The 25738-nt window shown below is 72.4% G+C and carries 23 protein-coding genes; 11 read left to right on the top strand and 12 right to left on the bottom strand.

The window, feature by feature from the left end; genetic code table 11:
* The first annotated feature begins 69 nt into the window (after positions 1-69).
* Positions 70-1017, top strand: coding sequence for a hypothetical protein (locus tag ACZ45Q_RS11085; RefSeq protein ID WP_468258157.1), 948 nt, complete (start codon positions 70-72; stop codon positions 1015-1017).
* A 78-nt stretch (positions 1018-1095) separates the two neighbouring features.
* Here the strand turns inward: ACZ45Q_RS11085 and ACZ45Q_RS11080 are convergent, their stop codons facing one another.
* On the bottom strand, positions 1096-1521 hold the full coding sequence (locus ACZ45Q_RS11080) for a Rieske (2Fe-2S) protein (RefSeq protein WP_468258154.1): 426 nt from the start codon (positions 1519-1521) through the stop codon (positions 1096-1098).
* A gap of 165 nt (positions 1522-1686) precedes the next feature.
* Here ACZ45Q_RS11080 and ACZ45Q_RS11075 point away from each other — a divergent pair, with 165 nt between their 5' ends.
* Complete coding sequence (locus ACZ45Q_RS11075; RefSeq protein WP_468258151.1) at positions 1687-2730, top strand: LacI family DNA-binding transcriptional regulator; 1044 nt, start codon at positions 1687-1689, stop codon at positions 2728-2730.
* Complete coding sequence (locus tag ACZ45Q_RS11070; RefSeq protein ID WP_468258148.1) at positions 2727-3635, top strand: carbohydrate kinase family protein; 909 nt, start codon at positions 2727-2729, stop codon at positions 3633-3635. The genes ACZ45Q_RS11075 and ACZ45Q_RS11070 overlap by 4 nt, the downstream gene beginning before the upstream one ends.
* Before the next feature lie 302 nt (positions 3636-3937).
* Here ACZ45Q_RS11070 and uvrA read toward each other — a convergent pair whose 3' ends face one another.
* Positions 3938-6952, bottom strand: a complete 3015-nt coding sequence (gene uvrA, locus ACZ45Q_RS11065) for an excinuclease ABC subunit UvrA (protein WP_468258145.1) — start codon at positions 6950-6952, stop codon at positions 3938-3940.
* Positions 6953-7175: 223 nt separating this feature from the next.
* Here uvrA and ACZ45Q_RS11060 point away from each other — a divergent pair, with 223 nt between their 5' ends.
* Both ACZ45Q_RS11060 and ACZ45Q_RS11055 read left to right on the top strand, forming a co-directional pair.
* On the top strand, positions 7176-7862 hold the full coding sequence (locus tag ACZ45Q_RS11060; protein ID WP_468258143.1) for a maleylpyruvate isomerase family mycothiol-dependent enzyme: 687 nt from the start codon (positions 7176-7178) through the stop codon (positions 7860-7862).
* 46 nt (positions 7863-7908) lie between these two features.
* Entirely contained in the window at positions 7909-8565 is a 657-nt protein-coding gene (locus ACZ45Q_RS11055; RefSeq protein ID WP_468258140.1) for an MBL fold metallo-hydrolase, read from the top strand.
* A gap of 111 nt (positions 8566-8676) precedes the next feature.
* Here the strand turns inward: ACZ45Q_RS11055 and aroQ are convergent, their stop codons facing one another.
* From aroQ to ACZ45Q_RS11020, 7 genes are all read right to left on the bottom strand, one after another.
* The gene (aroQ, locus tag ACZ45Q_RS11050; protein ID WP_468258137.1) at positions 8677-9150 is read right to left on the bottom strand and encodes a type II 3-dehydroquinate dehydratase; all 474 of its coding nucleotides are present in this window, start codon (positions 9148-9150) and stop codon (positions 8677-8679) included.
* Positions 9151-9222: 72 nt separating this feature from the next.
* The gene (locus tag ACZ45Q_RS11045; protein ID WP_468258134.1) at positions 9223-10323 is read right to left on the bottom strand and encodes a calcium:cation antiporter; all 1101 of its coding nucleotides are present in this window, start codon (positions 10321-10323) and stop codon (positions 9223-9225) included.
* Positions 10324-10451: 128 nt separating this feature from the next.
* Positions 10452-11453: a TerC family protein gene (locus ACZ45Q_RS11040; protein WP_468258131.1), complete on the bottom strand. Its 1002-nt coding sequence runs from the start codon at positions 11451-11453 to the stop codon at positions 10452-10454.
* Positions 11454-11789: 336 nt separating this feature from the next.
* Complete coding sequence (locus ACZ45Q_RS11035; protein WP_468258128.1) at positions 11790-13958, bottom strand: TerD family protein; 2169 nt, start codon at positions 13956-13958, stop codon at positions 11790-11792.
* 123 nt (positions 13959-14081) lie between these two features.
* Positions 14082-14660, bottom strand: a complete 579-nt coding sequence (locus tag ACZ45Q_RS11030) for a TerD family protein (protein ID WP_468258126.1) — start codon at positions 14658-14660, stop codon at positions 14082-14084.
* 140 nt (positions 14661-14800) lie between these two features.
* Positions 14801-16948 carry an excinuclease ABC subunit UvrB gene (gene uvrB, locus ACZ45Q_RS11025; RefSeq protein WP_468258123.1) on the bottom strand — a complete coding sequence of 716 codons (2148 nt, stop codon included), beginning with the start codon at positions 16946-16948 and terminating at the stop codon, positions 14801-14803.
* 40 nt (positions 16949-16988) lie between these two features.
* Complete coding sequence (locus ACZ45Q_RS11020) at positions 16989-17867, bottom strand: MHYT domain-containing protein (RefSeq protein WP_468258120.1); 879 nt, start codon at positions 17865-17867, stop codon at positions 16989-16991.
* A 278-nt stretch (positions 17868-18145) separates the two neighbouring features.
* On the opposite strand from ACZ45Q_RS11020, the gene ACZ45Q_RS11015 reads away from it, so the two are divergent.
* Both ACZ45Q_RS11015 and ACZ45Q_RS11010 read left to right on the top strand, forming a co-directional pair.
* Entirely contained in the window at positions 18146-19045 is a 900-nt protein-coding gene (locus tag ACZ45Q_RS11015) for a glycerophosphodiester phosphodiesterase (RefSeq protein ID WP_468258118.1), read from the top strand.
* Between the two features lie 70 nt (positions 19046-19115).
* On the top strand, positions 19116-19670 hold the full coding sequence (locus tag ACZ45Q_RS11010) for a methylated-DNA--[protein]-cysteine S-methyltransferase (protein ID WP_468258115.1): 555 nt from the start codon (positions 19116-19118) through the stop codon (positions 19668-19670).
* Between the two features lie 27 nt (positions 19671-19697).
* On the opposite strand, the gene ACZ45Q_RS11005 is transcribed toward ACZ45Q_RS11010, so the two are convergent.
* Positions 19698-20126, bottom strand: coding sequence for a VOC family protein (locus ACZ45Q_RS11005; RefSeq protein ID WP_468258112.1), 429 nt, complete (start codon positions 20124-20126; stop codon positions 19698-19700).
* Positions 20127-20227: 101 nt separating this feature from the next.
* Here ACZ45Q_RS11005 and ACZ45Q_RS11000 point away from each other — a divergent pair, with 101 nt between their 5' ends.
* Positions 20228-21136, top strand: coding sequence for a pseudouridine-5'-phosphate glycosidase (locus ACZ45Q_RS11000; protein WP_468258109.1), 909 nt, complete (start codon positions 20228-20230; stop codon positions 21134-21136).
* Entirely contained in the window at positions 21133-22140 is a 1008-nt protein-coding gene (locus tag ACZ45Q_RS10995; RefSeq protein ID WP_468258106.1) for a carbohydrate kinase family protein, read from the top strand. The genes ACZ45Q_RS11000 and ACZ45Q_RS10995 overlap by 4 nt, the downstream gene beginning before the upstream one ends.
* A 2-nt stretch (positions 22141-22142) precedes the next feature.
* Here ACZ45Q_RS10995 and ACZ45Q_RS10990 read toward each other — a convergent pair whose 3' ends face one another.
* Positions 22143-22937: a methyltransferase gene (locus ACZ45Q_RS10990; RefSeq protein ID WP_468258103.1), complete on the bottom strand. Its 795-nt coding sequence runs from the start codon at positions 22935-22937 to the stop codon at positions 22143-22145.
* 275 nt (positions 22938-23212) lie between these two features.
* Between ACZ45Q_RS10990 and corA the strand changes: the two genes are divergently transcribed.
* Positions 23213-24340, top strand: a complete 1128-nt coding sequence (gene corA, locus ACZ45Q_RS10985) for a magnesium/cobalt transporter CorA (protein WP_468258592.1) — start codon at positions 23213-23215, stop codon at positions 24338-24340.
* Positions 24341-24389: 49 nt separating this feature from the next.
* On the opposite strand, the gene ACZ45Q_RS10980 is transcribed toward corA, so the two are convergent.
* Complete coding sequence (locus ACZ45Q_RS10980; protein ID WP_468258100.1) at positions 24390-25031, bottom strand: nucleoside/nucleotide kinase family protein; 642 nt, start codon at positions 25029-25031, stop codon at positions 24390-24392.
* A 223-nt stretch (positions 25032-25254) separates the two neighbouring features.
* Here ACZ45Q_RS10980 and ACZ45Q_RS10975 point away from each other — a divergent pair, with 223 nt between their 5' ends.
* Positions 25255-25734: an anthrone oxygenase family protein gene (locus ACZ45Q_RS10975; RefSeq protein ID WP_468258098.1), complete on the top strand. Its 480-nt coding sequence runs from the start codon at positions 25255-25257 to the stop codon at positions 25732-25734.
* The last annotated feature ends 4 nt before the right edge of the window (positions 25735-25738 follow it).

The raw sequence follows: 25738 nt of genomic DNA, 5'->3' as shown, positions 1-25738 counted from the left end.
GGCCGGCTCCGGGGCTCCGCGTCGAACGGTCTGACCAGCCGTCGTGAACATTCACAGAAAGGCCCCTGCATGCCGCACGCCACACAGCACGCGGACGTCGCCACCGCCGAACTCGACTCCGCCCTGCGCGGTGGCCCCTTCCACGTCGCCCTGCGCGCCGCGATCGCCGCGCGGGGGCTGCCGTTGCAGCGTGTGCAGCACCACCTGTCCCGGCACGGGGTGAAGGTGGGTGTCACCAGCCTCAGCTACTGGCAGCAGGGTGCCCGGCGCCCGCAGCGCCCGGAGTCGCTGCGGGCCGTGCGGGCCCTGGAGGAGATACTCCAGCTGCCCGAGGAGTCGCTGATCCGGCTGCTGGCCGAGGCCGGCGGACACCCGTCGGAGCAGCGGCCCACGCACCGCTCCTACCGCGCCCGGGTGGCGGCGTCGGGGGTCCTCGACCGGCTGCTGGCCGAGCTGGACCATCCGCCGGACGGCGGGCTGCACGCCGTCGCCCACCACGAGCGGGTGCGGATCGGGCCGCACCGCGAACTGGCCGCCCGGGAGTCGCACCTCATCGTCCGCGCCCACCGGGACGGCGTCGACCGCTTCCTGGCCGTCCACCACGGCGACCCCGGGTGCGCGCCCGGCCGGATGGCAGCGCACGCCCTGGAGAACTGCCGCACCGGACGCGTCCGCCGGCATCACGAGACCGGGATACTGGTCGTCGAGCTGCTCTTCGACACCCGGCTGCGTGCCGGGGACACCCATCTGTTCCGCTACGGCGTCGAGGACGGCACGGCGGGCGCGTCCCGCGAGTGCGTCCGGGAGTTCGACACGGCGGGCGGGCAGTACGCGCTCCAGGTGCGCTTCGACGCGGCGGCCCTGCCGGCCCGCTGCCACCGGTTCACCCAGCACTCGGCGGCGGCGCCGCGCGGGGGGCGTCAGGAGCTGGAGCTCAGCGGGCGGCACCACTCGGTGCATCTGGTGGAGCCCCGGGTCAGGTCGGGGATCCTGGGGATCGGCTGGGACTGGGAGTGACGCGTCCGGGGCGCGGAGCGGAAGCGGCCCGGCACCGGCCGGGACCGGGAGCGACCCGCGCGGCCTGAGGCGGCGGCGTCAGGACTCCGGGCCGGCGACGATCCTGCCGTTGTCCACCTGGACCGGCAGTTCCTTCAGCGGGACGGTCGCCGGAGCGTGCAGCACCTCGCCGGTCGTCGCGTCGAACTCGCTGCCGTGGCAGAAGCAGGTCAGCCTGGTCCCCTCCAGCTTGGTCATGGGGCACCCCGCGTGCGTGCACACCGAGCTGTAGGCCTTGAGCGAGCCGTCCGCGGCCCGGCTGACCACCACCTTCTGGTCCCGGTACAGCTTCGCGCCGCCCTGGGCGACCTCGTTCTCGCCGCCCAGCTCCACGGGCTCGGTCAGCCTGCCGGGCCCCTCGGCGCCCTCACCCGGCGCGCACGCGGCGGCGCCCAGACCGGCGACGGGTGCGACGGCGGCTCCCCGCAGGACGGTACGACGGCTCGGGGCGGGGCGGCCGGGCATGGGGGCTCTCCACAGGTCAGGGGCTTGTGCACGCCGACCATAGCGAGCGGTCGCGTGCGGGGCGGCACCGGGGCCGGGTGACGTAAACGCTTGCGCAAGCGTTTACGTCCGCCTCCGAATGGGATACGGTCCCCGCCGACGGCGAAACGAGGAGGGGGCGGGCCGATGGCGACCATGGCCGACGTCGCACGGAGCGCCGGCGTCTCCGTCGCGACCGTCTCGCACGTGCTGAACGGCACCCGGCCGGTACTCCCCCACACCCGCCAGGCCGTCCTGGACGCCGTGGACGAACTCGGCTACACCCCCAACACCCTCGCCCGCTCCCTGGTGACCGCCCGCACCCGGTCCATCGGGCTCGCCGTCTCGGCTATCAGCAACCCCTACTTCACGGAGATCCTCCAGGGCGTCGAGGCCGCCGCCCTGGAGCACGGCTACGGGCTGCTCATCGCCGATCCGCACGACGACCCGGGCCATGAGCGCACGGTCGTCCAGCTGCTCCACGAACGCCGGGTGGACGGCATGATCGTCGCCCCCTCGCCGGACCCCCGCGACCTCCTGGCCTACCTCGGCAGGCACCGGGTGCCCGCGGTGCTCCTGGACCGCGTCGTGGACGCCCCCGAGGACGGCACCCCGCGGTTCGACCAGGTGTGCGCCGACAGCGCCGAGCCGACGGCACGGCTGGTCACCCACCTCGCCGGGCTCGGCCACCGGCGGATCGGCCTGGTCGCCGGCCGGTCCGGGCTCAGCACCACGCGGGAGCGGATCACGGGGTACCGGCACGGGCTCGCCGCGGCCGGGCTGCCGTACGACGAACGGCTGGTCGTGCACGGCGACTCCCAGGCGACCGGCGGCACCCGCGCCACGGGGGACCTGCTGTCCCTGGCGGTGCCGCCCAGCGCGCTGGTGACCGCCAACAACGCGATGACCATCGGTGCCCTGCGCGCCCTGCGCGACCAGGGTCTGTCCGTGCCCGGCGACATCGCCCTGTGCTGCTTCGACGACTTCGCCTGGGCGGATCTGTTCGAACCCCGGCTCACGGCGATCGCCCAGCCCAGCAGGGAGATCGGCGCCCGGTCCGTACGCGTGCTGCTGGAGCGCCTGGCCGAGCCGGAGCGGCCCGCCAGGACCGTGCGCCTGCCCTGCTCCTTCGTCCACCGCACCTCGTGCGGCTGCCCGGAACAGTCGGCCGAGAAAGGAACCCCCGCATGATCGTCGTCGCCGGTGAGGCACTGATCGACCTGGTACCGCAGGGCACGGGCGCCCTCGCCGCGCTGACTCCGGCGCTCGGCGGCGGCCCGTACAACACGGCCGTGGCGCTGGGCCGGCTCGGCTCGCCCGTCGCCTTCTGCTCCCGGGTGTCCGAGGACGCCTTCGGCGAGGCGTTGCTGGACCGGCTGCGGGAGACGGGCGTGGACGTGACCCCCGTGCAGCGCGGTGCCGAGCCGACCACGCTCGCCGTCGCCACGGTCGGCGCGGACGGCTCGGCCGCGTACTCCTTCTACGTCGAGGGGACGGCCGACCGGCTGTTCAGCGCCCCCGCCGCACTGCCGCCCGGCACCAGAGCGGTGTCGTTCGGCACGTGCTCCCTGGTGCTGGAGCCCGGGGCGAGCGCGTACGAGGAGCTGATGCGCGGCGCGGCGGCCCAGGGGGTGTTCACGGCGCTGGACCCGAACATCCGGGCCGGGCTGATCGCGGACCCGGACGCCTACCGGGCCCGGTTCAAGAGCTGGCTGCCGTCGGTGTCGCTGCTGAAGCTGTCCGCCGAGGACGCCGAGTGGCTCGGCGGCGGCCCGCGCGAGTGGCTGGCGGCCGGCCCTGCCGCGGTCGTCGTCACCCGGGGCGGCGACGGGCTGACCGTGTTCACCCGCGACGGCGGCGAGTACGCGGTGCCGGGCGAGCGGGTCGACGTGGTCGACACGATCGGCGCGGGCGACACGGTGAACGCGGCGCTGCTGCACGGCCTGGCGGCGCGGGACGCGCTCGACCAGGACTCGCTGGCCGCGCTGGGCCCGGACGGCTGGGCGGACCTGCTGGGCTTCGCCGCCAGGGCCGCGGCGGTCACCTGCTCCCGCGCGGGCGCGGAGCCGCCGTACGCCCACGAGATGGCCGGCTGACGGGCCCGGCTCCGGCCGTCACCGCCGACTCGTCGACCGGCTCGGCGACGCGGGGCCCCACGCAGCGGGGCCCCACGTCGCAATCCGGGCGCCAGGCCGGCGGACGCGCCGTGCGCGGGCGGGCGTCCCGTGCGCTTACGGAGACGGCGTGCGCCTACGGAAGCGGTGTGCGCCTACGGGGGCGCCGTACGCATACGGGCGCGGCATGTGCAGTCGGAGGCGGCAGCGCATACGGAGGCGCCGTGTCCCCCGGCGTTTGCGGGGGACACGGCGCGTCGTGCTGCCGCCGGGCGTGCCGGGCGTCAGGCCTTGCGGGTCCGTGTCGTCTTCTTCGCGGCGGCCTTGGTGGCCCCGGCCGTCCTGGCGGACGCACCGTCGACCTTCTTGGTGGCCGTCTTCTTCGCGGCCGTCCTGGCGGCCACGGTCTTGGCCGCCGCCTTGCGGGGGGCCTTGACCGGTGCCGCGTCGCTGATCCTCTCGGCGCCCAGGATGTCCCGCAGGAACTTGCCGGTGTGGCTGGCCGGGACCGCGGCGACCTGCTCGGGGGTGCCCTCCGCCACGACCAGGCCACCGCCCGCGCCGCCCTCGGGGCCCATGTCGACGATCCAGTCGGCGGTCTTGATCACGTCGAGGTTGTGCTCGATGACGATGACCGTGTTGCCCTTGTCGACCAGGCCGGACAGGACCCTGAGCAGCTTGCTGATGTCCTCGAAGTGCAGACCGGTGGTCGGCTCGTCCAGGACGTAGACCGTGCGGCCGGTGGAGCGCTTCTGCAGCTCGCTGGCGAGCTTCACGCGCTGCGCCTCGCCGCCGGACAGGGTGGTCGCCGACTGGCCGAGCCGGACGTACCCCAGACCGACGTCCTTCAGCGTCTTCAGGTGGCGGGCGATCGCGGGGACCGCCTCGAAGAACTCCGTGGCCTCCTCGATCGGCATGTTCAGGACGTCGGCGATGGACTTGCCCTTGTAGTGGACCTCCAGGGTCTCCCGGTTGTACCGGGCACCGTGGCAGACCTCGCACGGGACGTAGACGTCCGGGAGGAAGTTCATCTCGATCTTGATGGTGCCGTCGCCCGCGCAGTTCTCGCAGCGTCCGCCCTTGACGTTGAAGGAGAAGCGTCCGGGCATGTAGCCGCGGACCTTCGCCTCGGTCGTCTCGGCGAACAGCTTGCGGATGTGGTCGAAGACACCGGTGTACGTCGCCGGGTTGGACCGCGGGGTGCGGCCGATGGGCGACTGGTCGACGTGGACCACCTTGTCGACCTGGTCGTCGCCGTCCACGCGCGTGTGCCGTCCCGGAACGCTGCGGGCACCGTTCAGCTCGCGGGCGAGGTGGGTGTAGAGGATGTCGTTGACCAGCGTCGACTTGCCGGAGCCGGAGACACCGGTGACGGCCGTGAACACGCCCAGCGGGAAGGAGACGTCGATGTCCTGGAGGTTGTTCTCGCGGGCGCCGTGCACCGTCAGCTGCCGGGACGGGTCGCGCGGGCGCCGGACGTCGGGCAGCGGGATGGCCTTCTTGCCTGCGAGGTACTGGCCGGTCTGCGACTCGGCGTTGGCGAGCAGCTCCTTCAGGGAGCCGCTGTGCACCACCTTGCCGCCGTGCTCACCGGCGCCGGGGCCGATGTCGACGATCCAGTCGGCCGTCTTGATGGTGTCCTCGTCGTGCTCGACGACGATGAGCGTGTTGCCCATGTCGCGGAGCCGGACCAGGGTCTCGATTAGCCGGTGGTTGTCGCGCTGGTGCAGTCCGATGGAGGGCTCGTCCAGGACGTAGAGCACGCCGACGAGACCGGAGCCGATCTGGGTGGCCAGGCGGATGCGCTGGGCCTCGCCGCCGGAGAGCGTGCCGGCCGCGCGGTTCAGCGAGAGGTAGTCCAGGCCGACGTCGACCAGGAACCGCAGCCGCTCGTTGACCTCCTTCAGCACCCGCTCGGCGATCTTCTTGTCGCGGGCGGTGAGCTTCAGCTCGCCCAGGAAGTCCGCGCAGTCGCTGATGGACATGGCGGAGACCTCGGCGATGGACCTGCCCATGATCGTCACCGACAGGACCACGGGCTTGAGGCGGGTCCCCGCGCAGCTGGGGCAGGGCACCTCCCGCATGTAGCCCTCGAAGCGCTCCCGGCTGGCGTCGCTCTCGGCCTCGCTGTGCCGGCGCTTGACGAACGGGACGGCGCCCTCGAAGGCCGTGGTGTAGCGGCGCTCGCGGCCGTACCGGTTGCGGTAGCGGACCTCGACCTGGGTCTTGTGGCCGTGCAGCAGGGCCTTCTTGGCACGCTGCGGCAGCCCGGCGAAGGGGATGTCGGTGCGGAAGCCGAGGGCGTCCGCCAGGGCGCCGATCAGACGGCCGAAGTAGTCCTTGGTGTGGCCGTGCGACCAGGGGTGGATGGCGCCCTCGTCCAGGGACTTGTCCGGGTCGGGGACGATCAGCTCCGGGTCGACCTCCATGCGCGTGCCGATGCCCGTGCAGTCGGGGCAGGCGCCGAAGGGCGAGTTGAAGGAGAAGGAGCGCGGCTCCAGCTCCTCGAAGGACAGGTCGTCGTACGGGCAGTAGAGGTGCTCCGAGTACATCCGCTCGCGCTCGGGGTCGTCCTCGGGGAGGTCGACGAAGTCCAGCACGACCATGCCGCCGGACAGGCCGAGCGCGGTCTCCACGGAGTCGGTGAGCCGGCGCTTGGCGGAGTCCTTCACCGTGAGGCGGTCGACGACCACCTCGATGGTGTGCTTCTCCTGCTTCTTCAGCGTGGGCGGCTGGGAGAGCTGGACGGTCTCGCCGTCCACGCGCGCGCGGGAGTAGCCCTTGGTCTGGAGGTCGGCGAAGAGGTCGACGAACTCGCCCTTGCGCTCGCGCACCAGCGGGGACAGCACCTGGAAGCGGCTGCCCTCGGGCAGCTCCAGCACCTTGTCGACGATGGCCTGCGGCGACTGGCGCGAGATCGGCCGGCCGCACTCGGGGCAGTGCGGCTTGCCGATGCGGGCGAAGAGCAGGCGCAGGTAGTCGTAGACCTCGGTGATGGTGCCGACCGTGGAGCGCGGGTTGCGCGAGGTCGACTTCTGGTCGATGGAGACGGCCGGGGAGAGCCCCTCGATGAAGTCGACGTCCGGCTTGTCCATCTGGCCGAGGAACTGCCGGGCGTAGGAGGAGAGCGACTCCACGTAGCGCCGCTGGCCCTCGGCGAAGATCGTGTCGAAGGCCAGGGAGGACTTGCCCGAGCCGGACAGGCCCGTGAAGACGATGAGCGAGTCCCGGGGCAGGTCGAGCGACACGTTCTTCAGGTTGTGCTCGCGCGCGCCACGGACGATGAGACGGTCGGCCACGCCGGTCCGCACCTTTCTTGAGAGAAGCGACAGGGGCGGGGCCCCCGTCCTTCTCAGACTAGGGGGAGCCACTGACAACGCCGGTCGGATTCACGGGTTGTCAACAAACCCCGGCTCTCCAGCATGCCCGACGCCGCACTCGACCATATAGCACGTGCATTCGATTTGAGGACGCTGTCCGGAACCTTCACCCGAAGGTGTGGCCCCGGCTAGGGTCAGCACCATGATTGATCACGCTCATGACCTGGCGTCTGTACGCGACGCGACCGACCGGCTGCTCACCGCGGTCGGCAAACTGGACAACGCGGCCGTGACGGAGCCGTCACGGCTGCCGGGCTGGACCCGCGGCCATGTGCTGGCCCACGTCGCCCGCAACGCGGACGCGCTCGTGAACGTCCTCGAAGGCCGCCCCATGTACGCCTCCGCCGAGGCGCGGGACGCCGACATCGAGCGGGACGCCCCGCGGCCCCTGGACGTGCACCTCGCCGACGTGCGTGACAGCGGTGCCCGCTTCCAGGAGGCCGGGGCCGCGCCGGCCGACTGGTCGCGCACGGTGGAGCTGCGCAACGGGGTCACCGACTCGGCGTCCCGGGTGCCGTTCCGCCGGTGGGTCGAGGTCGAGCTGCACCACGTGGACCTCGGCGTCGGGTATGAGCTGGAGGATCTCCCGGCGGAGTTCACGGAACGGGAGACCGCGTTCCTCGCGGAGCGCTTCGCCGGGCACAAGGACGTCCCTGCGGTCCGGCTCACGGACGGCACGCACGCGTGGAGCACCGGGGGCGGCGCCGAGGGGGGCCCGGTGACGGTCGAGGGCACACCCGCCGACCTGCTCGGCTGGCTCGCCGGCCGGCGCGACGGCTCCGGGCTGACCGTGACCGGTGGGGCGCTGCCGGCCCTCCCGCCGCTGTAGGCCCCGCGCCTGCGGGACCCGGACGACAGGGCCTAGGCTGGCGGCCATGACGTACAGCGGAGAGGTGACGGTGGGCGGGCCCGCCGACGTGCATGAGCTGGCAGACCTGATGATCACCAAGATCGCGGTCGGCCCGATGAACAACAACGCCTACCTGCTGCGCTGCCGGGCCACCGACGAGCAGCTGCTCGTCGACGCCGCCGCCGACGCGGAGACCCTGCTCGGCATGATCGGCGGCGACGGCATCGCGTCCGTCGTCACCACGCACCGGCACGGCGACCACTGGCAGGCACTGGCCGAAGTGGTCGCCGCCACCGGCGCCCGCACCCACGCGGGCCGCGACGACGCCGAGGGCATCCCCGTGCCGACCGACGTCCTGCTGGACGACGGCGACACCGTCCGGGTGGGGCGCGTGGAACTCACCGCGCGCCACCTGGTCGGGCACACGCCGGGCTCCATCGCCCTGGTCTACGACGACCCGCACGGGCACCCGCACGTCTTCACCGGGGACTGTCTCTTCCCGGGCGGGGTGGGCAACACCCACGACGACCCGAAGGCGTTCGCGAGCCTGATCCACGACGTGGAGACCAAGATCTTCGACGTCCTCCCGGACGAGACCTGGGTCTACCCGGGCCACGGCAACGACACCACGCTGGGCGCGGAGCGCCCGCACCTGCCGGAGTGGCACGCGCGCGGGTGGTGAGCCGGCGTCCCCGCCGGGCGGATCCGCAGAGAGTCGGGCGGGAGGCGGAGTCGGGCGTGACCGTGGCACGGGGCCGAGTCCGCGACACAGCATCGAGCCCGGGCCGCCGGCTCAGGTCCTGGCCTGCCCGGCCCCCGCGAGGGTGGCGATCCGCTCCACGCCGAAGACGTACCCCTGGACCCCGCAGCCCGCGATGACGCCGTCGGCGCGCAGCGACACATAGGAGTGGTGCCGGAACTCCTCGCGCTTGTGGATGTTGGAGATGTGGACCTCCACCACCGGGAGCCCGTCGCAGGTGTTGAGCGCATCCAGGATCGCGACGGACGTGTGCGAGTAGGCGGCCGGGTTGATCACGATCCCGCAGTGGTTCAGGCGGGCCTCGTGGATCCAGTCGACCAGCTCGCCCTCGTGGTTGGACTGCCGGAAGTCCACCGTGCCGCCGTGCGCCGCGGCCGCCTCGGCGCACATCGCCTCGATGTCGGCGAGGGTGTCGGAGCCGTAGATCTCCGGCTGCCGCCGGCCGAGCAGGTTCAGATTGGGGCCGTTGAGGATCATGATCGGGGCGTTGGCCAGGCTGCGGGGCACGGTGCGCTTCCTCCGGTCCGTTCGCGGTACGCGGTCCGGCCGGACCGCTGCTGCCCCCGGTCTATCACGGCCCTACGGATTGATCGCCAGCTCCAGGTAGGCCGCGAACAGGACCAGGTGGACGCCTCCTTGCAGCGGCGTGGCGCGGCCCGGTACGACGGTCAGCGAGGCGACCACGACGGTCAGGGCGAGCAGCACCATGTGGGTGGCGCCGAGGCCGAGGACGAGGGGTCCGGAGAGCCAGACGGAGGCGAGGGCGACGGCGGGGATGGTCAGGCCGATGCTGGCCATGGCCGAGCCGAGCGCGAGGTTCAGGCTGGTCTGCACCCGGTCGCGGCGGGCGGTGCGCACCGCGGCGATGGTCTCGGGCAGCAGCACCAGCAGGGCGATGACGACACCGACGACGGCGTGGGGCAGTCCGGCCGCCTCCACGCCGTCCTCGATGGTGGGCGAGACGCCTTTCGCCAGGCCGACCACGCCGATCAGTGCCAGGCCCAGCAGAACGAGGCTGAGCAGGGCGACACGGGCGGTCGGCGGCTCGGCGTGCCGCTCGGCGGTGATCACCTCGCCCTGCCGGGTGATCGGCAGGAAGTAGTCGCGGTGCCGCACCGTCAGGGTCGCGATGAACAGCGCGTACAGGATCAGCGAGGAGACCGCGGCGAAGGTGAGCTGCACCGTGGAGAACTCGGGTCCCGGCTTGCTGGTGGTGAACGTCGGCAGCGCCAGGCTGAGGGTGGCCAGCGTGGCGACGGTGGCCAGGGCCGCGCCGGTGCCCTCCGGGTTGAAGACGGCCGTGCCGTGCCGCAGGGAGGCCACGAGCAGGCTGATGCCGACCACGCCGTTGCAGGTGATCATGACGGCCGCGAAGACGGTGTCCCGGGCGAGGGTGGCGCTCTTGTCGCCGCCGTCTGCCATCAGAGTCACGATGAGGGCGACCTCGATGACCGTGACGGCGACTGCGAGGACGAGCGAGCCGAAGGGTTCGCCGACCCGGTGGGCGACGACCTCGGCGTGGTGGACGGCGGCCAGGACGGCCCCCGCGAGGACGAGCGTCGCCAGGCCGACGACCACTCCCGGCACCTCGCGCCCCCAGGTGAACAGCAGCAGCACCACCGCGATCACGGGCACGACGGTCGTCCACTGCGTCATGAGCGCCCAGGACCGAGTGATCATGCCGTGATCGTCGCAGAGGCGCCGGGGGCCCGCACGCCGTCGTGGCACGGCGTGAGCGCCGGGAGCGGCGGCGGCTTTGGCCGCGCACCGCTCCCGGCGCTCTGAGACTCTCCGGAGGACCGGAGCCGTCAGGCGTCGACGCTGTCCTTCGCGACGTCGCCGTCCTGGGGGCGCTCCGCCTCGGCCGCCGCCTGCTTCCTGGAGGCGCGCAGGCTGGTGATCGTGGTGACGACGAGGACCGAGCAGATGACGCCCAGCGAGACCGGGATGCTGATCTCCGGGACGTGGACGCCGGACTCGTGCAGCGCGTGCAGCACCAGCTTGACGCCGATGAAGCCCAGGATGATGGACAGGCCGTACGAGAGGTGGACCAGCTTCTTCAGCAGGCCGCCGATGAGGAAGTACAGCTGCCGCAGACCCATCAGGGCGAACGCGTTGGCCGTGAAGACGATGTACGGGTCCTGGGTCAGGCCGAAGATCGCGGGGATCGAGTCGAGCGCGAAGAGCACGTCCGTGGTGCCGATCGCGAGCATCACGACCAGCATCGGGGTCATGACCCGCTTGCCGTTCTCCTGGATCCACAGCTTGGTGCCGTGGTACCGGTCGGCGACGCCGAAGCGGCGCTCGGCGGCCTTGAGGAGCTTGTTCTCCTCGTACTCCTCTTCCTCCTGGTCGGCGCGGGCCTCCTGGATGAGCTTCCAGGCGGTCCAGATCAGGAAGGCACCGAAGATGTAGAAGACCCAGGAGAAGCTGGCGATGATCGCGGCGCCCGCGGCGATGAAGACGGCCCTGAGGACCAGGGCTATGAGCACACCGACGAGGAGCACCCGCTGCTGGTACTGCGACGGCACCGCGAACTTCGCCATGATCAGGACGAAGACGAAGAGGTTGTCGACGCTCAGCGACTTCTCGGTGATGAAGCCGGCGAAGAACTCACCGGCGGGCTGGCCGCCGCCGAAGATGAACAGGCCGATGCCGAAGAGTCCGGCCAGCACGATCCAGACGACCGTCCAGATACCGGCTTCCTTGATCGATACGTCGTGCGGTTTGCGGCCGATGAAGAAATCGACGGCAATGAGGGCGGCAAGGCCCACGACGGTCAGGACCCACAGGGTCGTCGAAACTTCCACTACGCCTCCGGCAGTACGTCACACGGCAGATGTCAGCGTCGTCGCTGCCGGAGGTCTCTTCCACCCCGGGCGACCGGTGCGCATGTCGCGCACGGCAGCCCGCGGGCCGACGCCCCGGGATCTGGCCTGATCCGTATTGACGGGGACGCCGCAGCAGACAGGGAGTACTCCCCTCCGTACGGACGACAGTACCCCATTCCCCAAAGGAAGGTAAAGAGATCTGCAAATAAAGCTCAAAGGGGCTGGTGGGAGCGCTCTCGCCCGGACCGGGCCATGGACTACCGGTTCCGCCCGGACCGGGTCATGGGACCACCGGTTCCGCCCCGGCCCACCGGCCTACCGGTTCCACGTGCGGCGGGCCTCCGCGACACGCGTGAGGACCTGCTGGAGCACCTGGCTGCCGGGCGGCACCAGGGCGGGTTCGTAGGTCCAGGCGTGTCCGACCCAGGGGTCGGCGAGATGGTCGTCGGCCACCGGGGTCAGCCGCAGCAGCGACCGCCACAGCGGGTCCAGCAGCGGCCCGTAGCCGCCCGACTCCTCGCGGTCGGCGACCATCATCAGATGGACGCCGACGGACGGGCCCTCGTCCGCGAGGTAGCGGAGCTGGTTGACGGCGCGGTCGTCGAAGCCGTGCGGGAAGTCGTTGACGATGAGCAGTTGCTGTGAGGTGTCGAAGCCGGGCGGGAGTGAGTCGGCGGCACCGCCGCGGACCGCCATCTGCACCAGGTCGACGCGTTGGGTGAGCCGGGCGAGGACGTCCGCGACGCCCGCGGCGCCGAGGGCGGGCGGGCCCGCGAGCACGCCGGTTCCGGCCAGCGGCGCCAGCGCCTGCGCGCCGGCCCCGGCGGGGTCGACGACGTGCACGGTGAAGTCGCCCGCCGGGTGGACGGCGAGCAGCCGGGCGGCGTGCGCCACGGCGGCGTCCAGGGCGAGGCGGCGCAGTTCGTGGGAGTCGGCGAAGGAACCGCCGGACGCCCCGGACCGTCCGCTGTCGATCCACAGCCCGCGCTCCAGCGGCAGCCGGACGAGCAGCGGAATGCGTATCCGATCGGCCTCCGGCAGATGCAGGTCGCCCAGGCGCATGGCCATGGGAAGCTCCATCGGCACGCGGTAGCCGTGCCAGACGGGGTTGTCCCAGCCGGCGTAGGCGGGCGGCAGGGCGGGCTCGACCACCTCGGCCTCGGCGGCGAGCTGGGCGAGGTCGCGGTCGAGGGCCTCCCTGGCCTGGTCGACCAGCGCGTCGTGCCGGGCGCGGGCCGCCTCGCGGGCGGCGTCGCCCTGACCGCCGATGCGGCTGCGCGGGTCGGACAGGACCCGGTCGAGTTCCTTCTCCATACGGGACTCGGCGAAGTCGACGGCGCTGCGGTAGGCGGCGGTGGTGCGGGCCAGGTCCTCGAACATGCCCCACACCTGGTTGTAGAGCCGCTCGTCCATGGACCAGCCGGTCGCGTCACCGGCGACGGGGCGCGCGGGCTGCCCGGGGGCGGCGGGAGGCGCGGTCGGAGGGGGCGGAGGCGGGGCGGCCGGCCGCCGGCGCGGGTGGCTGTAGTCGATGGGGCCACGGGAGGCGGGGGCCTCATGCTGGCCGGCGGTCTCCCCCGCGCCGCCGCCGGTGTGCGGGGGCTGCTGGGGGCCGGGGTGGGCGGCGTGCCCGGGCTGGCCGGGCTGGCCGGGTGCGGCGGACGGGGCCTGGGCACCGGGCATTCCTTGGACGCCCGGCGTCCCGTGGATGCCAGACGTTCCCTGCGTACCGGTCGAGTCCTGAGTGCCGTAAGCCGCCTGAGCGCCGTACGGGCCGGGCGGCGCGACGGGGCCCGGGGTCGGCTGGGGTGCCGCGCCGCCGTGGTCGGTGCGGGCACCGCCCTGGTCGGGGCGGGCGGCCGGGGTCGCGGCCCGGCGGGTGCGGTCGCCGTCGGTGGTGCGCGGCGGCGGGGCCGGCACCGAACGGGCCAGGCCGCGGGCCACCGCCTCGTGGATGTCCGCGGCGAGCGAGCAAGCCTCGGGCAGCTTCTGGTCGGTGAACAGCTCCGCGAGACCGCCCGCGTACCCCTGGCCCACCGCGCGCACCTTCCAGGCGCCCTGCCTGCGGTAGAGCTCCAGGGCGACGACGGCCGACTCGGCGTCCAGGCCGGTGAGGGTGTAGCTGGCGATCTCGGTGCCGTCGAGACCGGTGACGGCGGCGAAGGGAGCGGCGACGGCGCCGAAGCGGGCGGGTGCCGTCGCGTCGGCGGTGGGCAGCGCGAGCAGCACGGTGATGCGGTGCACGGCGTCCGGCATGGCGTCCAGGTCCACCGCGAGGCGGTGGTCGGCGGCCGCCTGGCGGGAGACCTCCAGGCCCGGCCGGGTGGGCGAACCCGGGTGGGCGACCGACTCGGCCCCGGGGACCTCGCCGTTCTCGTCGCCGAGCGTGGCCGCGGCCACGACGGGCGTGCCGGCCGAGACCCGGATCTCCAGGCGGGCCTGGGAGAGCGGGTGGTTCTGCCCCCGCACCAGCTCGGCCGTCATCGCCTTCTCCCCCTGTTTCGCTGGCGGTCACTCGTGCTGTGGCTGGTCACTCGTGTCGTGTCGTGCCCCGGCCGTCCGCCGGGGCACGGGATCGGCCGGTCGCCCGGCCGGGCGGCGTCCGGCTCAGAGGACGGGCAGGATGGCCGGCATCAGGTCCTGGAAGGTGCGGCCGTTGGCCGGGACGCCGAGGGCCGTCATGGACCAGCCCTGGCCCGCGCGGTGCACCTTCGCCATGATCTGGGCGGTGTAGGCGCCGCCGCCGGCCAGCGTGTAGCGGGCGAGCTCCTGGCCGTTGGTCTCGTCGACCAGGCGGCAGAAGGCGTTCTGCACCTCCTGGAAGGTCTGGCCCGTGAAGGAGTTCACGGTGAAGACGATCTGGTCGATGTGGACCGGGACGCGCTGGAGGTCGACGAGGATGGCCTCGTCGTCGCCGCCCTGCCCGACCCCGCCGACGAGGTTGTCGCCGGTGTGGCGGACGGAGCCGTCGTCGCTGACCAGGTGGCGGAAGAAGACGACGTCGACCGGCTGCTTGTCCGCGAACAGGACGGCGGAGGCGTCCAGGTCGATCTCCCGTGTGCGTGAGCCGAACAGGCCGCGCCGGGGAGCCGCCTGCCAGCCGAGACCCATGCGCACCGACGTCAGGCTGCCGCCGTCGTTCTTCTGCAGACTGATGGCCTGGCCCTTGGTCATGTTGACGGTCACGGGCTGATCCCCTCTCGAACGGTCCCCTGTTGCCGCGGCGTCCGCGGTTGTCCGAACACTACGCAGAGGCACTGACCGTGCCGTACCCGGGCCCGCACTTTGTGTCGGTCTTGCAACACAGTCCGTGCCCGGGCACGCCGTCAGGCCAGGCCGGCCTCCTGCATCTGGCGCAGTTCCTTCTTCATCTCCGAGACCTCGTCGCGCAGCCGGGCCGCGATCTCGAACTGGAGGTCCGCGGCGGCGGCCCGCATCCGCGCGGTCAACTCCTCGATCTGATCGGCGAGTTCGGCCGCGGGACGGTCGGTGGGCACCGTCTCCTTGGCCGCCTTGCCCTTGCCCTTGGCGGCCTTGGCGCCGTTCGCCCCCTTGCCGCCGAGGGCGGGCACCGGGGCCTTGGCGCCCTTGCCGTCCTTGGACTGGCGGTAGCCGGAGCCGAGCAGTTGCTCGGTGTCCACGTCCTCGCGGGCGATCTGCGCGACGATGTCGTTGATCTTCTTGCGCAGCGGCTGGGGGTCGATGCCGTTCGCCTTGTTGTAGGCGATCTGCTTCTCGCGGCGGCGGTTGGTCTCCTCGATCGCCTTCTCCATCGCCGGGGTGATCTTGTCGGCGTACATGTGGACCTGGCCGGAGACATTGCGCGCGGCACGCCCGATGGTCTGGATGAGGGAGGTGCCGGAGCGCAGGAAGCCCTCCTTGTCGGCGTCGAGGATCGCCACCAGGGACACCTCGGGCAGGTCGAGGCCCTCCCGCAGGAGGTTGATGCCGACCAGGACGTCGTAGTCACCGACGCGCAGCTCTCTGAGGAGTTCGACGCGGCGCAGGGTGTCGACGTCGCTGTGCAGGTAGCGGACCTGGATGCCCAGTTCCACGAAGTAGTCGGTGAGGTCCTCGGCCATCTTCTTGGTGAGTGTGGTGACCAGGACGCGCTCGTCCTTCTCGGTGCGCTTGCGGATCTCGTGCACCAGGTCGTCGATCTGCCCCTCGGTGGGCTTGACGACGACCTCGGGGTCGACCAGGCCGGTGGGGCGGATGATCTGCTCGACGACGCCGTCCGAGCGGGACAGCTCGTACTGCCCGGGAGTGGCCGACAGGTAGACGGTCTGGCCGATGCGCTCCTGGAACTCCTCCCACTTCAGCGGGCGGTTGTCCAGCGCGGAGGGCAGCCGGAAGCCGTGGTCGACCAGGGTGCGCTTGCGGGAGGCGTCGCCCTCGTACATGGCGCCGATCTGCGGCACGGTGACGTGCGACTCGTCGATGACGAGGAGGAAGTCGTCCGGGAAGTAGTCCAGCAGGGTGTTGGGCGGGGAGCCGGGCGAGCGGCCGTCGAAGTGCATCGAGTAGTTCTCCACGCCGGAGCAGGAGCCGATCTGGCGGAGCATCTCGATGTCGTACGTCGTGCGCATCCGCAGGCGCTGGGCCTCCAGGAGCTTGCCCTGCTTCTCCAACTCGGTCAGGCGCTCGGCCAGCTCCTTCTCGATGTCGTTGACGGCCCGCTCCAGGCGCTCGGGGCCGGCGACGTAGTGGGAGGCCGGGAAGACGTACAGCTGCTGGTCGTCGCTGATGATCTCGCCGGTCATCGGGTGGAGGGTGGACAGGGCCTCGATCTCGTCGCCGAACATCTCGATGCGGACGGCGAGCTCCTCGTAGACCGGGAAGATCTCGATGGTGTCGCCGCGCACCCGGAAGGTGCCGCGGGTGAACGCCATGTCGTTGCGCGTGTACTGGATGTCGACGAAGCGGCGCAGCAGCTCGTCCCGGTCGATCTCGTCGCCGACGCGCAGCGGGACCATGCGGTCCACGTACTCCTGCGGGGTGCCCAGGCCGTAGATGCAGGAGACGGAGGCGACCACGACGACGTCGCGGCGGGTGAGCAGGGAGTTGGTGGCGGAGTGGCGCAGGCGCTCGACCTCCTCGTTGATCGAGGAGTCCTTCTCGATGTAGGTGTCCGACTGCGGGACGTAGGCCTCGGGCTGGTAGTAGTCGTAGTACGAGACGAAGTACTCGACCGCGTTGTTCGGCAGGAGCTCGCGGAACTCGTTCGCCAGCTGGGCGGCCAGGGTCTTGTTCGGCGCCATCACCAGGGTGGGGCGCTGGAGCTTCTCGATCATCCACGCGGTGGTGGCGGACTTGCCGGTGCCGGTGGCGCCGAGCAGGACGACGTCCTTCTCACCTGCTTCGATGCGCCGGGCGAGCTCGGCGATGGCCGTCGGCTGGTCGCCATTCGGCTGGTAGGGGCTGACGACCTCGAAGGGCGCCACCGTGCGTTCGATCTGGGAAACGGGCCGCATGCAGTCAACCGTACGACTCGCCACTGACAACGGGTCGGGGTCAGCCGTTCTGCGGGGTGCGCGAGCGGCGGTGGGCGAGGGTGCGACGGGTCCGCGGCGGGTGGTGGTGCACCGGCTCGTGGGGCCTGTGGTGGACGACCGTGCGGGCGGGGACGCCCGGCTTCCGTTCGGCCGGGACCCAGGCGGGCTGTCCCGCCGCCAGCAACGGATCGAAGATCACGACGGCCCCTGCCAGGACGAGGAAGGCCAGCGGGCCGATCAGCATGGGCGCGAGCAGGGCGGCGGGTGACTCGCCCACGGCGGGCTCGGCCGTGCCGTGGACGTGGACCTCCAGCGCGGCCATTCCCGTGTAGTGCATGCCGCTCACGGCGAGCCCCATCACCAGGCTCGCTCCCACGCTCCACCGCCAGCCCCGGACCTGCCCGGCCGCCCACAGGGCCGCGGTGGCGGCGACCATGGCGACGACCACGGATCCGGCGACGGTGAGCGTGTTGTACCTCAGCTCCCCGTCGAGGTGCATTCCGGCCATGCCCAGGTAGTGCATCGATGCGATGCCCAGTCCCGTGATGGTGCCGCCGGTGAACAGGGCGGTGCCCCTGGCGCCGCGGTAGCCGACGATGAAGATCCCGATCCCGACCATGACGATGGCGACGGCCAGGCTCGCGAACGTCATGCCCAGGTCGTAGCGGATGGGGGTGCCCTCGATGGTGAAGCCCATCATGGCGATGAAATGCATGGTCCAGATGCCGGAGCCGATCGCCGCCGCGCCGAGGGCCAGCCATCCGGGGCGCCAGGACCGGGGTGCGCGGAGCGACCTGGCGGTGCAGCGCAGACCCAGGGCACCGCCGAGGCAGGCCATGAGGTAGGCGACCAGCGGTGTGACGATTCGGTAATTGAACCCGTCGACCGTGCTGTCCATGCGCGGCTGCCCTTCCGCCCTCTTCCGTCCGGTTTCATCCGGTGTGCACCCCCTCCCTGGACCGTACGAACGGTCAAGGTCGAGGCAGAGAGTATGACTCCCACCGGAATGGCCGAACGAGTCTGCGGCAAAGAATCACGGCTCTGCCCCAGTTGTGCGGCCCTGGTGAGCGGAGTTGAGCACCTCCATTCAGACAATGGCCATCCCGCACCCCTCTGCCGTTGACTCCCTGCTGTCACAGTGGTGCTGTCCGTGATCGATCGACGCGAGGAGTTCGCATGCACGCGCGTGCAGTTGCCGTCACGACGACCGCGCTCCTGGGTGCCGTCGCCGCACTGGTGCCCGCCTCCCCGGCCCAGGCCTCCCACAGCGGCTCCGGACCGACGGTGGTCGCCCACCGGGGCGCCTCCGCGTACGCCCCGGAGAACACCCTGGCCGCTGTCGACAAGGCGGCCGAGCTGGGCATCCGCTGGGTGGAGAACGACGTTCAGCGCACCAAGGACGGCGAGCTGGTCGTCCTTCACGACGACAACCTGAAGCGCACGACCAACGTCGAAGAGGTCTTCCCCGACCGGGCGCCGTGGAAGGTGAAGGACTTCACCGCGGCCGAGATCGCGCGACTGGACGCCGGGAGCTGGTTCGGCGCCGGCCACGCGGGCACGCGCGTGCCGACGCTCAAGCAGTTCCTCAAGCGCATCGACCGTCACCACCAGAAGCTCCTGCTGGAGCTGAAGCACCCCCAGCTGTACCCGGGCATCGAATGGGACACCCTGAAGGTCCTCGCCAACGAGGGCTGGCTCGACCGGCGGCACGTGAAGGGCCGGCTGATCGTGCAGAGCTTCAGCGCGGACAGCGTCCGGACCGTCCACGAGCTGAAGCCGGCCGTCAAGACCGGCTTCCTCGGCACGCCGCCGGTGAACGAGCTGCCCGAGTACGCGGAGTTCGCCGACCAGATCAACCCCTCGCACGGCACCGTGTCCATGGGCTACGTGTCCGCCGTACAGGCCTTCACCGGCCCGCACGGCAGGCCGATGGAGGTCTTCACCTGGACGGTGGACGACGCCGGCACGGCCCGCAAGGTCGCCGGGTACGGGGTCGACGGCATCATCACGAACAAGCCGGACGTGATCCGGGAGGCCGTACGCGGGCAGGCCGACCGGCACGGCGCCCGGTTCTGACCCCGCACCGGGGCCGAGGGCCGGTGCCCGCGGCCCCGGCGTTGTCGGTGGCGGGCCGTACGGTGGGCGCATGGACAGCAATGGGCAGGGCGAGCAGCAGGTCGTGTGGGCGGTCACCGACACCCCCATCGGCCCGCTGCTGCTGGCCGCGACCCGCGACGGCCTGGTCAATGTCGTGTTCCACGCCACGGAGGCGGTGCGCGACCGGGCGCTCGGCCGGCTCGCCTCCCGGATGGGCGCCGAACCGGTCGAGGCGCCCGGCTCCCCGCTCCTGGCCGAGGCGATACGCCAGCTCCAGGCGTACTTCGCGGGCGACCGGCAGGCTTTCGAGCTGCCACTGGACTGGTCGCTGATCTCGGGCTTCAACCGGCAGGTGCTGCGCGAGCTGGCGTCCGGCGTGCCCTACGGCTCGGTGGTCGGCTACGGGGACCTCGCCGGGCGGGTGGGTCAGCCGGGCGCCGCCCAAGCGGTGGGCATGGCCATGGGGGCCAATCCGCTGCCGGTCGTCGTGCCCTGCCACCGGGTCGTGGAGAGCGGCGGCGGCATCGGGGGCTTCGGGGGCGGCCTGGACACCAAGCGGCGGCTGCTCGCGCTGGAGGGCGTGCTGCCCGAGCCGTTGTTCTGAGACCCGGGCGGCACCGGCCGGCTCCGGCTAGGCGTAGTGCCGGGCCTCGAAGATGTTGCCGTCGGGGTCGGTGAAGTAGAAGCTGCGCCGGGCCGGGCCACGGGCTCCGAAGGCGTCGTGGGAGATGCCGGAGACCGGGACGCCCTGTTCCTCGAGCCGGCTGCGCAGCGCGTCGAAGTCCAGTTCCGGCAGGGCCAGGCAGACGTGATTGACGGGGTGGCCCGAGCTCGCGGCGGAACCGGGCAGCATGGTCATGCGCTCCGCCATGGTCAGCGGTGCGAGGTCGAGGATGGTCTCCTCGTTGAGGCGCACGGAGGGGAACGCCACCGTCCCCGCGGCGAACTCGGCGACCCTCAGGGGCTCCATCCCCAGGGCCTTCTCGTAGAAGTCCGCTGCGGCGACGGGGTCACGCACCCAGAGGACCACGTGGTCGAGGCGCGTCGTGTTGTCAGTCATGGTCCCCAGGCTCCTGGCGCCCGCGTTCACCCGCAAGGGGTTTGATCGGCTGCGCCGCCCGCCAGGGATGAGGGAGGAGCCGACGGACGGGAGGCATACGCGTGGTGCTGGTGGTGTCGGAAGAGGTCCGCGAGGCGATGGAGGCCCGTCGCCCGGTGGTGGCGCTGGAGTCCACGATCATCGCGCACGGGCTGCCCCGTCCGCGCAATCTCCAGGTGGCCCGGGAGCTGGAGCGGCTGGTGCGGCAGGAGGGTGCGGTGCCGGCCACCATCGCCGTGCTGGACGGGCGGCCGCACGTCGGGCTGAGCAAGGAGCAGCTGGAGCGGATCGCCGACGAGGACGGCATCCGCAAGCTCGGCCATCGTGATCTGCCGCTCGCCGTGGCCTCGGGAGCCAGCGGCGCGACGACCGTGTCGGCGACCGCGCTGCTGGCCTCCCTGGCGGGCGTGCGGGTGTTCGCGACCGGTGGCCTCGGCGGCGTGCACCGGGAGTGGACGCAGACGCAGGACGAGTCGGCCGACCTGGGGCTGCTGGCGCGTACCCGGATCACCGTGGTGTGCGCGGGGGTCAAGTCGATCCTGGACGTGCCGGCGACGTTGCAGCGGCTGGAGACACTGGGCGTCGCGGTGGCCGGGTACGGCACGGACCGCTTCCCAGGCTTCTACCTGACCGACTCCGGGCATCCGGTGGACTGGACACTCGGGACGCCGGAGCAGGTCGCGCAGGTCATGCGGGCGCAGGACGCGCTCGGCGGCCAGGAGTCGGCGCTGGTCGTCGCCAACCCGGTGCCCGAGGCGGAGCAGCTCGATCCCGGTCTGCACGCGCGCGTGCTCGCCGAGGCACTGCGCGCCTGCGAGCGGGAGGGCATCACCGGTCAGGCGGTCACCCCGTTCCTGCTCGACCATCTGGTACGGCACACCGACGGGGCGTCGCTGGAGGCCAATCTCGCGGCGGTGCGCGGCAACGTACGGCTCGCGGCACGCGTCGCGGCGTCCTGGGCCGCGGCGTGACCACGGCGCCGGGCGGGGCGCTGCTGGTCGTCGGGGACGTCGTCACGGACATCGTCGCCCGGCACCGGGGCCCGCTGGCCGCGGGCACGGACACGGCCGCCTCGATCCGTCGGCTGCCCGGCGGGGCGGGCGCCAACGTGGCCTGCTGGGCCGCCCGGTGGGGCTGCCCGGAGGTGCGGCTGCTCGGGCGGGTCGGCGCGGACGCGGCGGACTGGCACGCGCGGGAGCTGGCGGCCTGCGGCGTGCGACCCGACCTGGTCGTGGACGCACAGGCGCCGACCGGGACGGTGATCTGCCTGGTCGACGGGGGCGCCGCGGCCGAGCGGACGTTCCTCACCGACAGCGGCGCCTCGCTGCGGCTCGGGCCGGGTGACTGGTCCGAGGCGATGCTGGACGGTGTCGCACGGTTGCATCTGTCGGGCTACCTGCTGTTCTCCGAGCAGAGCCGGGCGCTCGTGGCGGCGGCGCTGGCCGCGGCACGCGCGCGTGGTGTCCCGGTGAGCCTGGACCCCGCCTCGGCGGGCTTCCTCACGGAACTGGGCATCGACCGGTTCCTGGCCCTGACCGGCGGTGTGGACGTCCTGCTGCCGAGCCGGGACGAGGCCTGTCTGCTCACCGGCGGGGCCGATGCGGCGGGCGCCGCGGTCGAGCTGAGCCGCCGGGTCCCGCTGGTCGTCGTCAAGCAGGGTCCCGAGGGTGCGCTGGTGGCGTCCGCCGGCATCGTGACGGCACGCGTCCCCGCCGTGGCGGCGCGGCCACGGGACACCACGGGCGCCGGTGACGCCTTCACGGGCGCGTTCCTCGCCGCCCTGCTGGCCGGCGCCGCTCCGGAGGAGGCGGCGGAGGAGGGGTGCCGGGCGGGGGCGCTGGCCGTCGAACAGGTGGGCGGGAGACCACCCGTGCCGACACCGGTCGCCGGGCACTCGCCAGGGACCTCCGCACGACGATCCCAGGCTCCGCGGGGACTCGCCGGGCGCTCACCAGCCGCTCCGCCGAGCGGTTAGCGCTACGCCCTGCGCCCCCACGCCGAGATCATCGGTGCCGTCGCCAGATCCATGCCGCCGGCGGCGACGTTCGCGAGGTGGCGGTCGATCTCCTGGTCCGTGGCCAGCCCCGCGGTGACGAGCTGGTCGCGGACCTGGCGGATGGTGGCGGACTCCAGGGCGGCGCAGGCGGGCGAGGCCACCGGGAAGTGGGCGTCGGCCTCCACCCGGGTCAGGCCCGCCTGCCGGAGCAGCCGCGGGAGCTGCCGGCCGTAGGTGAGGTCGGCGCCGCGGCGGGAGAGCAGCTGACGGAAGCCGTGCCGCAGCCGGTTGGCCAGCTGCTGCTCGGGGCCGTACTCGTCGGGGCAGAGCAGCGGCTGCAATGCGGGGTCGGCGTCCTCGACCAGCAGCCGTCCGCCGGGACGCAGCGCCTTGACCATCGAGCGCAACGCCCGCTCCCGCTCCGGCACGTGGACCAGGACGAGGCGGGCGTGCACCAGGTCGAAGCCCTCCCCCGGCGGTTCCTCCGCGCCCACGTCGTGTGTCCGTACCTCGACCGGCGGGCGGGCCGCCGGGAGGAGGCGCGAGGTGTCGATGTCCGTGGCGACGACCTTGCCGGTCGGACCCACCTTCTTCGCCAGCCACGACACCACGGAGGTGCCGCCGGCCCCGACCTCCCAGCAGCGCCAGCCGGGGCCGACGCCGAGTGCCGCCAGGTGCCGGAAGGTGGTCGGGTCGAAAAGGGCGGCGAACGCGTCGAAGCGTTCCGCCGCCTCGGTCTGCCGGTTGTCGAGGAGGTATCCGTCGGTTCGCGTCATGCGACGATCATCCCAGTTGCCCGGCTTGTCGGGAGGGGGCGACGCTCCGGAGCCTCGTGCGGGTGACGGACACCGGGCCGGTGCCGGGCCGCCCGCGGGTCGGTGCGGGTAGGCGCGGGCCGAGGTGCCGACCCGGCTGTGTCCACAGCCGGGAACCAAGCGGAACGCTCCCTTTCCACAGGCCTCCGCGCCGTTCGCGGCCGACTGGCAGACTGGCGCGCCACGGCGCTGGAAGCGCGGTGGGACGGAACGGGATGGCGCACGGGGAGGTCGGGATGTCCATGGGCGGGAATCTGCGGAAGGTCACGGGCTTCCGCGGTGTCGGCGGGCTGCGCAGGGTGGCCAGGATGGCCCGGCGGCGCCCCCGCGTCGACCTCAGTCACCCAGCCCGTTCTCCTCTGGGTTCCTCGGTGGTGAACTGCGTGACCTACCGGGACGGCGTCCGCACCCCCGCGAGCGACGACCCGGTCGACGCCCTCGAGGAGGTCCGCAAGCACGGCGGCGGCTTCGTCTGGCTCGGCCTGCACGAGCCGGCGGACGAGGAGTTCGCGGGCATCGCGGAGCTGTTCGGCCTGCATCCTCTGGCGGTGGAGGATGCCGTCGAGGCGCATCAGCGACCGAAGCTGGAGCGGTACGACGACACGCTCTTCGCCGTGCTCAAGACGGTCTGCCACGTCGAGCACGAACAGCTGACGGCCACGAGCGAGGTGGTGAGCACCGGCGAGATCATGGTGTTCGTCGGCCGGGACTTCGTGGTCACCGTGCGGCACGGGCGGCATGGTTCGCTGGGCCCGCTCCGCGAGGAGCTGGAGTCCGATCCGCAGCAGCTGGCGAAGGGGCCGTCGGCGGTGCTGCACGCCATCGCGGACCATGTCGTGGACGACTTCCTCACCACGATCGACGCGGTGCAGGCGGACGTCGACCAGGTGGAATCGGAGGTGTTCGCGGAGAACGGCGCGCTGGTCGACCCGGGGCGGATCTACCAGCTCAAGCGGGAACTCCTGGAGCTGAAGCGGGCCGTGATGCCGCTCGGCCGGCCGCTGGAGGAACTGGCCACCCGCCCGATCCGGGTGGTGGCCCCGGAGATACAGGCCTACTTCCGGGACGTCTCGGACCACCTGCTGCGTGCCACGGAGCAGATCGCCGCCTTCGACGAGCTGCTCAACTCGATCCTCCAGGCGCACCTCGCCCAGGTGACCGTCGCGCAGAACGCGGACATGCGGAAGATCACGGCGTGGGCCGCCATCGTCGCCGTGCCGACCATGGTGTGCGGGGTGTACGGCATGAACTTCGACCACATGCCGGAGCTCGGCTGGCGGTACGGCTACGGACTGGTCATCGGCGTCATAGCCGTCGCCTGCCTGACGCTGTACCGGGGCTTCCGGCGCAACGGCTGGCTCTGAGGCACACCGGGCAGGGCGGCGGCGGGGAGCGGATCGGCCGTTTTGGGGATCAGCCGTTCCACGCGGGGTGCCGGGGGTCGTCGGCGCGCACCAGGACGTCCGCGGTGGAGGCGGGGTCGGTCTCGTGCTCGTAGCGCTCGAAGGCGGGCAGCGTCCAGTGCTCGTCCTGCGGGGTGCGGCGGCGCAGGGCGGCCGGGCCGAGGAGGAGATGCACGCTCAGGTCGAAGGGGAACCAGTGACGGAGGAGGAAGGGGCCGTGCAGCAGCAGGAAGCCGCCCGGCGGGAGGTGGGCCCGGGGGCTGCGGGTGGCCCGGTCGGTGACCGGGTCCCACAGGTCGGGCAGGACGCGTCCGTCACCGCCCGGCTCGAGCGGGCCGAAGACCTCGCGCCACAGGGCGCCGGTGTCGTACCAGCCGTCGTAATAGGAGTCGACGTCGCGGTGCCCGTACTCCAGGCGCAGCGACGCGGGACGCAGAAAGCCGGCCGTACCGACGCTCAGGGACGGGCGTCCGCGGACGCGCAGTGCCTCGTGGACACGGTCGGCGAGGTCGCCGGGGCGGGCGGCGGGGGCTCCGTCGAAGGCGATGCGCGGCCAGGCACCGCCGTCGGCGGGCTCGATGGCGAGGAGGCGCTCGGCGAGCTGCTCGCCGAGGCGGTCCCAGGTGATCGCTTCCAGTCGCACAGGGCCCATGATGCGTCAGCCTCCGGGCGGAGGGCAGGGACGGCCGGCGGGAGGTCACCGGCAGGGCACCGGGCCACGAGCCGCCCGCCTGGCCCTCCCGGGCGTGGACGCCCGCGTATGTGCGCGCGTCTTCCGGCCATGGCCCCGGGGGTGCCGGCGCGCTTGACTGGACGTGCTGTGGAGACGGATGGGTTGCGGGCGTCGCCCGGACCGACGGGGGAGCTGACAGAACATGATCGACGGACCGTACGTCGTGCTGGCCTTGCTGGGCGCGCTGGGAACCGGGCTGGTGGCCGGGGTCTTCGCCGGGTTCTCGGCGTTCGTCATGCGCGGTCTCGGTGCCCTGCCGCCCGCGCAGGGTGTCGCGGCGATGCAGGCGATCAACGGGGCCGCGGTGACGCCGCCCTTCATGGTTCTGTTCCTGGGGTCGGCGGTGCTGTGCGCGGTGATCGCCGTGACGACGTTCGCGGTGTGGCCGGACGAGGGGGCGGTGGAGCTGCTGTCGGGCAGTGCGCTGTACCTGTTCGGGTCGTTCGGTGTGACCGTCGTCGCCAACGTGCCCCGCAACGAGGCGCTGCGGCGGCTGGAGCCGGGCGGTGCGGAGGCGGCGGCGTACTGGCCGGCGTACGTGCGCGAGTGGACGGCGTGGAACCACGTGCGCACGATCGCCTCGGCAGCGGCCGCAGGGGCCTACGTACTCGCCCTCACCTAGTCCC

The sequence above is a fragment of the Streptomyces sp. NPDC031049 genome (genome assembly GCF_055571015.1).
Note: the sequence above shows the minus strand (reverse complement) of the source record. Positions and strands in the feature narration are given on the sequence as shown.

Coding starts and splice junctions, on each gene's coding strand:
- ACZ45Q_RS11085 (WP_468258157.1), top strand. CDS start 70: ATGCCGCACGCCACACAGCACGCGGACGTCGCCACCGCCGAACTCGAC.
- ACZ45Q_RS11080 (WP_468258154.1), bottom strand. CDS start 1,521: ATGCCCGGCCGCCCCGCCCCGAGCCGTCGTACCGTCCTGCGGGGAGCC.
- ACZ45Q_RS11075 (WP_468258151.1), top strand. CDS start 1,687: ATGGCGACCATGGCCGACGTCGCACGGAGCGCCGGCGTCTCCGTCGCG.
- ACZ45Q_RS11070 (WP_468258148.1), top strand. CDS start 2,727: ATGATCGTCGTCGCCGGTGAGGCACTGATCGACCTGGTACCGCAGGGC.
- ACZ45Q_RS11060 (WP_468258143.1), top strand. CDS start 7,176: ATGATTGATCACGCTCATGACCTGGCGTCTGTACGCGACGCGACCGAC.
- ACZ45Q_RS11055 (WP_468258140.1), top strand. CDS start 7,909: ATGACGTACAGCGGAGAGGTGACGGTGGGCGGGCCCGCCGACGTGCAT.
- ACZ45Q_RS11045 (WP_468258134.1), bottom strand. CDS start 10,323: ATGATCACTCGGTCCTGGGCGCTCATGACGCAGTGGACGACCGTCGTG.
- ACZ45Q_RS11035 (WP_468258128.1), bottom strand. CDS start 13,958: ATGACGGCCGAGCTGGTGCGGGGGCAGAACCACCCGCTCTCCCAGGCC.
- uvrB (WP_468258123.1), bottom strand. CDS start 16,948: ATGCGGCCCGTTTCCCAGATCGAACGCACGGTGGCGCCCTTCGAGGTC.
- ACZ45Q_RS11020 (WP_468258120.1), bottom strand. CDS start 17,867: ATGGACAGCACGGTCGACGGGTTCAATTACCGAATCGTCACACCGCTG.
- ACZ45Q_RS11015 (WP_468258118.1), top strand. CDS start 18,146: ATGCACGCGCGTGCAGTTGCCGTCACGACGACCGCGCTCCTGGGTGCC.
- ACZ45Q_RS11010 (WP_468258115.1), top strand. CDS start 19,116: ATGGACAGCAATGGGCAGGGCGAGCAGCAGGTCGTGTGGGCGGTCACC.
- ACZ45Q_RS11005 (WP_468258112.1), bottom strand. CDS start 20,126: ATGACTGACAACACGACGCGCCTCGACCACGTGGTCCTCTGGGTGCGT.
- ACZ45Q_RS10990 (WP_468258103.1), bottom strand. CDS start 22,937: ATGACGCGAACCGACGGATACCTCCTCGACAACCGGCAGACCGAGGCG.
- corA (WP_468258592.1), top strand. CDS start 23,213: ATGTCCATGGGCGGGAATCTGCGGAAGGTCACGGGCTTCCGCGGTGTC.
- ACZ45Q_RS10980 (WP_468258100.1), bottom strand. CDS start 25,031: ATGGGCCCTGTGCGACTGGAAGCGATCACCTGGGACCGCCTCGGCGAG.
- ACZ45Q_RS10975 (WP_468258098.1), top strand. CDS start 25,255: ATGATCGACGGACCGTACGTCGTGCTGGCCTTGCTGGGCGCGCTGGGA.